Below are 6,241 nucleotides of genomic sequence, written 5' to 3'. Positions count from 1 at the left end.
GAATCTTCTCCTATTAAGTTAACTTACTAACTATAGTACCTTAGTACTTGTTAAAAAGCAAACCTTTTTCTTAAAAAATTTTTTATATCTTTTTGAACAAAATTATAACAATAAATTGACAAAAATAATTTTTGATATACTTTTATATTAGTGAAAACTATGCTGGAGGTTAATGTGATTTCAAAAAATATAAATAACAATAATGAGGTTAAGGTGCGACATCTTGGTTTATACAGTCAAAAAATGTTTGAAAGTTTTGAAGCAGTTGCATATCAAAGTCAAGAGCAGGTTAAGGGTAAGCAAAAACAAATAAGTAAAATAAACAAAATAGGTCGTAAGCTACCAAAAATTGGTAAGAGTGAATGTTTTAAGTTTAATAGTGAAGTTGATTTTAGTATTCAAAGACAATCTTTAAGACGTATGGGAGCAAGTGAAGTTGGAAGCATGTTTATTGGTACTGAAAGTGTTTCAAAACTTGTTCTTGAAAGGATTTTAAAATCTATAGATAGGGAAATTCCATTTCAAGATAATTTAAGCATGCGAAAAGGCAAGGTATTAGAAAATTTAGCATTTGATGAGTTTGTACGTATATATTCTGATAACATAGAGGTTTTATACAAAAACAAATATGCTAATGGGATAGATAAGTATAATTACTTCAAAAAGTATGGTAAAAAAGACAATTTAATAGGTTCTACAATTGATGGTTGGTTTATAAATAAAGAAGGTGAATCAGAATTACTTGAGATCAAATGCAGTGATTCTATTGATTTAAGAAGTGCTGTTATTGAATATAATAAAACTGGTAATTTCCTAGAAAATAAATATTTCTTTAAATATTATGTTCAAGTTCAAGTACAGCTTGCATGTACTGGGTTAAGCAAGGGTAATTTGTTCTTCATCATAGGTAATGATGCTATTAACTGTGTAATAGATAGAAATGATGCCTTTATTAGTAAGGTAATGTTTGGTATTGAAAAACTTGAGAGTGAAGTTAATCGTATTGCTAGATATTTAAAACAAAATTGTGATGTCAAAAATATTAATTTAGACGCATTAATTACTCTTATAGATAATTTCTTTAAGGCTAGTTGCTTATATAATGAATTATCTAAATCAAATTACAAGATTGATTTTTTAGATTTTGTAAATTCTGTTGATTTAGATACTAATTCTTATGAGAATCAACGTTTAAAGGGATGCTTATTAGAGATTAATGATTTACAATGTAAAATTGACAAAGTAGAGAATGATACTAAAAAAAAACATAAGTTAGAGTTAGATAAGATAACAAAGCCTATTAAAGATAAGCTTAAATTATGTATAAACTCAGTTTTAGGAGAATTCTCTTTACTTGAACATATACATTATTATCTTGAAGGCAATCTATTCTCTATAGATACAACTAAGAGAGCTATTAAGGATAGATTTAAGTCTTTAGGTGGTGATATTAACTTCAATTTTGATAGTTTAGATTTAGATAATGATTGGTCTACATCTAGTATAAGTGCTGTTTAGGAGAGGAAACACATGGGCTTGATGATAGTATTATCCTTATTTATATCTTATAAACTTATAAAGTTCTTGTGTGGGCTTTGCAAAAGGATTATAGAAAGAGTTGTTTATAATCTATGTTCAAGACAAGAATTTTTAGCAGACCTAAAACGATTCGAACATGACTTAATACGCATGGAAATGCTAAGTAGATTAAAAGATAAGGAAAATTCTAATGTTTGATATTAATTGTTTAAGTATGTCGGGTCGTTTAACTAGGGACTGTGAATTTGCTTATTTTGGTAATAAAATTCCTGCTTTAAAGTTTACTTTAGCTAATAATAGGGGATTTAAGAAAGATGATAAATTCACTAACCATTCTCACTTTTTTGATTGTGTTTTATTTGGTAAGAGGTCTGAGAGTTTAATTCAGCTTCTTACTAAGGGAACACAAGTTGTAATTACTGGATCATTGCGTCATGAGAGTTGGTCTTGTAAGCGTACTGGTGAGAATAAAACTAGGTACAGTGTTTTAGTTAATGAGATTCAAGTTTTAACCTCACATAATAATGTTCAAAAAACTAGTTATATTAACTCTAAAGAAGAGTTTGATGAAGATATTCCATTTTAATGATTAGAAGCCAAAGAGTTTAAATTTGGGTAAGGTTATCTCTAAGAGTGAGATTGTAAAAGAAATGCTTAGTAATAGTGATGATTTTGAAAATGTTTTATTTAATAGGAAAGATGATGATGGAGACATTATGTTTGAAAATCTTAATAAGCAAGGGTTTACTATAGGAAATGCTAAATGGTGTCTCGATTTATTTTTGGGATTTTGCAAAGAAGATTATGAAGAAGCTTTTGAATGTGGAATCACCAAGATTAATAAGAAGAGTCTTTTTGTAAATAAGTCATTTAAATTATCTATGTTTTTAGATCGGATGTTGTATTTTTTTAATGAGGTTTTAAGTTTAGGGTTTTCTATAGAGATAGCTTAAATATTGGTTAAGGAGGTTAAAGGTTAAAGATGTGTGTAAAACAAGATGATCCTAAGCTAGTTCTTCAGATACAGCGCTGGGGATGTTACTTTTTATCTCTTCATTATTACATAGCAAACTTTAAGAAATTACAATTTAGTATCAATGATATTAATGTTAATTATCACAAGTTTGTTGATTTAGGATATATGAAATGTAATTGTTTTATTTTAAATCCATGCAAAATACTTAAATACTATGGTATTAATAGTGATGTAAGATGGGAACACCATTCTTATAAATGTAAATTGAATGAATTTGAAATAAGTGAAGTTAAAATCAAAGGTATACAAGGTTATCATTTTATAGCAACTAATAATTCCTTAGTATGTTATGACTCATTGTGTCTTGATAGAAAAGGTAAGGAATATCAAGTTACATCAAAAAGGGTATTTAATAAAATTTGAAATTATTAAATAGAGAAGGCAGTAAGTATAGGTACAAAGCCAACATTATAAGTCTTTTTCCTAAACATACTTTATATATCGAAGGATTTTTTGGTACTGGATCTATATTTTTTGCAAAACCATTAGCTTGTTATAACATACTCAATGATAATTCTAAGTTTATATACAAGCTTTTTTATTTTTTAAAACAAGATCCTGATTTGCTTTACAGACGTGTAAGAGAAGCAATTATTTATGACAGAGTTATAAATGAGAATCAAGATAAAATAGAATATGTCATATTAAGGACTCTGTATTCTATTTATGGTACATGTAGTACAACTATAAAATTTAATAAAAATAATTCTAAGAAACTATTTTTAGAGAAGTTAAATACTTATAAATCCAAAATCAAAGAAATGCTTAATTTTGCAGTATTGACTTCTCGTGACATATTTGACTTTTTAAATGCTGTAACTAAGAAAGATAAGATTCCTTCAACATTTGTATATCTTGATCCTCCATATTCAATATCACGAGGTCGTTTGCATGAGAATCGGGGTTGGAATTTAGACTGTTTAGAAAAGCTCATTATAGAAATGAAGAGATATAATTGGAAGTTTGCAATAAGTGAATTTGATGATAAGGAGGTATTAGAACTTTTTTTAAAATATAATCTTCATATTAATTATATAGCTTTATCAAGTGGTATAGCTAATACTTTTGGTCATACTAAATATGAGATACTAGCAACTTCATACAAAACTAGTAAATCAAGTATAACTTGTAAAAACACTAGGTATATCCAAAAGGAAATATTCAGTATATAGGTATTAATTTATGTGTAAAAAAATAGAGACCTAAAGCCTCTTAGTTTTTATATGAAGTAAAATTTTGCTTGTTTAGTTTTTCATTTGTTAATATTATACAATATTTTAGCAAAAACTAGTAGTTAATTTAAGCTATTTTTGATATCTTTGTAAGCTTGTATCTTACTAGCACTGGATAGGCCATAGACATTATCAATTTCAGAAGTGGATGAGTATTTCATAAGTTCTTTTATTTCAAATGAATTGTATCCTTTAGCTTTAAGTGATGCTATAAATATATTACGGCATATATGTAAGGACTTACGATATTTAAATCCAGATTTAACTAGTAATTCCTTAAACTGTTTTGAAATGTTAATTATATCAATTTTGTTGTCTTTAAATTTAACTTTACTTTTTTGAAAGAGATATGTACGCCTTGTGTCTTTTCCTTTAGATAGAAAGTAGTTTTGATGCGCTTGCATTATAGAGTTGAATTCAGATTTGCTAATGACTACTTCTCTTATGCATATACTATTTCTTTTTTTAGCTACATTTACACGAATAGAATAAAACATTTCACCATCACTACTCCTCTCTTTAGAGATATCAGTAAGTTTTACATTTTGAATCTCAACACCTCTACAGCCAGTAATTGAGAGTAAGTATACAAACCATCCTGAGATTGGATCTTTTTCTTTAAGTTTTTCTATACACCTCTTTACTAATCTTATTATCTTATCGTTAAGATAAAACCTTATAGGAATACTTCTTGTTTGCTTAGTCTTTTTATCTTTAAGATTAAGTTTTAGAAGATTTAGTTCTTCATTTAATTGTGTATTTTCCTTTATTAACTTATTAATTAAATGTTCTCTTTGCATGTACTTTACAAGTTAACTAAACACATTAAAAATATATAAATTTAACTATAAAAATCTTAGCAAATACTTACTCTTAAAGTCAAATTTAGATGCTTAGCATTGTATATAAAATATTGTCTTTAAGGTCATTTTTATAACTAGAATGTTTATTTTTTTGTATCTTAAACTATTATTCAATAGGTACTTTGTCTTATATTTTACAAATACTAAATTATTTACTCTATATCTACTCTATGATCTTTTTGAATAACTTTTCATTTTACGGTGATACATTTATGTATAATAAATTTTAACTTCTTACTATCAGTTAACCTCAAGTTAACTTTTTTGTTCAACTTGCCATTTTTGTAATCACTTTAATTTATATTTCCTTATAAACTATTACTTTTTTTAAATACACCTCTCTTAAGTACTCTTTCTTGTCTTGCAAGCCTTAATTATGAGAGGTGTATTTATCTTTTGTTTACTTTTGACAATCGCTTAATACTTCAGTTTTAAATTTATTAAATATGTTGTGGTCAGTATAAGATGTATTGTCTTGTTCTGCTTTTACAAAATAGTCTTTTATGCGAATTGCAAGATTATTTTTACCAGCTTCATTTCCATTACACTTGTTAAGTTCAGTATGTATATGATCTAATATAGAATCTAACATTATAGTGTAAGCCCAATGCTGAACCGCGATCTTTAGTATCTCGTATATAGTATTATACATGTCCTGTGGAAAAGCATTTATTAAGAAGTTAAAAGCCTGTGTTCGGTTATTATCATTTTTTAGTTGCATTCTTATTCTTCTTTCGTATAACTTTTTTCCTAATGAACTAGCTCCATGATGATGTGGGTTAAGTAATTCTATCTTGAGAGCTTGAAATATCATTGCATTGGTATCTTTTTGGAAAGATGCTTGCTTTAGAACATTTGTAAAAAACATTTGTATATCTTGAATATTTGTATATGTATCATTACATTGATTTGTAGCTCCGCAAGTCAAAGTGTTACTTATAAGTTGAGTAAGGGTTAAATTATTTAATTGTGAGGGTTTTGTGTCTTTTAAGAAATCATAGACTAGAGTAAAAGCATTAGCTAATTCTTTTTGTTCTTGTACGTCTTTTGATCGTATCCAATTTAAAAAGTTTTGACTTTTTTGTAATTCATCATCTGGTAATAGTTTTAACTCTATTACTTTATTAAATGCATTTATAAGAACGTCAATTTTTGCTTTTCATCATCAATTAAAGTAGCAACTCTTGTTTCGGGTGGTTTATTAGTGATAGTATTCTCAGCAGTTAAAGTATCAGTTCTTGTTTCGGGTGGTTTATTAGTGATAGTATTCTCAGCAGTTAAAGTATCAGTTCTTGTTTCGGCTGGTTTACGGGTTTTAGTCTGTAGATTATTTGGACCTTTATTAGGTAATTTATGTGGTTTTGGTATAGTCTTATCAGACGTGCCATTAATTTTATCCGAATTGCAACAATACAAGAATAATGTACTACAAAGTACTAATAATTTGATAAATATTTGCATAATATTCTCCTTATCTATTTTATACATGATCTAAGTTATTATAGATTATTATTTTATAACTAGTATGTATTATTGATGAGTATTTATTGTTTTTGCAAAGTTTATTTTTT

General features: G+C 27.0%; 9 protein-coding genes. 6 read left to right on the top strand and 3 right to left on the bottom strand.

Going from position 1 to position 6,241, the window contains the following annotated elements:
- The first annotated feature begins 174 nt into the window (after positions 1-174).
- Genes bcCo53_RS04935 through bcCo53_RS04910 form a run of 6 tightly spaced genes read left to right on the top strand, consistent with a single transcriptional unit; the run spans position 175 to position 3,747 of the window.
- Positions 175-1,518: a DUF244 domain-containing protein gene (locus bcCo53_RS04935; protein WP_246938385.1), complete on the top strand. Its 1,344-nt coding sequence runs from the start codon at positions 175-177 to the stop codon at positions 1,516-1,518.
- A gap of 21 nt (positions 1,519-1,539) precedes the next feature.
- Entirely contained in the window at positions 1,540-1,737 is a 198-nt protein-coding gene (locus tag bcCo53_RS04930) for a hypothetical protein (protein WP_246938384.1), read from the top strand.
- Positions 1,730-2,125, top strand: a complete 396-nt coding sequence (locus bcCo53_RS04925; protein ID WP_025408959.1) for a single-stranded DNA-binding protein — start codon at positions 1,730-1,732, stop codon at positions 2,123-2,125. The genes bcCo53_RS04930 and bcCo53_RS04925 overlap by 8 nt, the downstream gene beginning before the upstream one ends.
- Before the next feature lie 25 nt (positions 2,126-2,150).
- On the top strand, positions 2,151-2,492 hold the full coding sequence (locus bcCo53_RS04920; RefSeq protein ID WP_025408958.1) for a hypothetical protein: 342 nt from the start codon (positions 2,151-2,153) through the stop codon (positions 2,490-2,492).
- A gap of 29 nt (positions 2,493-2,521) precedes the next feature.
- On the top strand, positions 2,522-2,938 hold the full coding sequence (locus bcCo53_RS04915; RefSeq protein WP_025408957.1) for a DUF261 family protein: 417 nt from the start codon (positions 2,522-2,524) through the stop codon (positions 2,936-2,938).
- On the top strand, positions 2,935-3,747 hold the full coding sequence (locus bcCo53_RS04910; protein WP_246938383.1) for a DNA adenine methylase: 813 nt from the start codon (positions 2,935-2,937) through the stop codon (positions 3,745-3,747). The genes bcCo53_RS04915 and bcCo53_RS04910 overlap by 4 nt, the downstream gene beginning before the upstream one ends.
- A gap of 122 nt (positions 3,748-3,869) precedes the next feature.
- On the opposite strand, the gene bcCo53_RS04905 is transcribed toward bcCo53_RS04910, so the two are convergent.
- From bcCo53_RS04905 to bcCo53_RS04895, 3 genes are all read right to left on the bottom strand, one after another.
- Positions 3,870-4,607, bottom strand: a complete 738-nt coding sequence (locus bcCo53_RS04905) for a site-specific integrase (protein ID WP_246938355.1) — start codon at positions 4,605-4,607, stop codon at positions 3,870-3,872.
- A 463-nt stretch (positions 4,608-5,070) separates the two neighbouring features.
- Positions 5,071-5,787, bottom strand: coding sequence for an Mlp family lipoprotein (locus bcCo53_RS04900; RefSeq protein ID WP_281507454.1), 717 nt, complete (start codon positions 5,785-5,787; stop codon positions 5,071-5,073).
- 17 nt (positions 5,788-5,804) lie between these two features.
- The gene (locus bcCo53_RS04895) at positions 5,805-6,131 is read right to left on the bottom strand and encodes a hypothetical protein (RefSeq protein WP_246938382.1); all 327 of its coding nucleotides are present in this window, start codon (positions 6,129-6,131) and stop codon (positions 5,805-5,807) included.
- Positions 6,132-6,241: the final 110 nt, after the last annotated feature.

The organism is Borrelia coriaceae, from assembly GCF_023035295.1.
GTDB classification, from domain to species: domain Bacteria; phylum Spirochaetota; class Spirochaetia; order Borreliales; family Borreliaceae; genus Borrelia; species Borrelia coriaceae.
The sequence above is the reverse complement of the archived record's forward strand: the minus strand, read 5'-3'. Positions and strand labels throughout refer to the sequence as shown.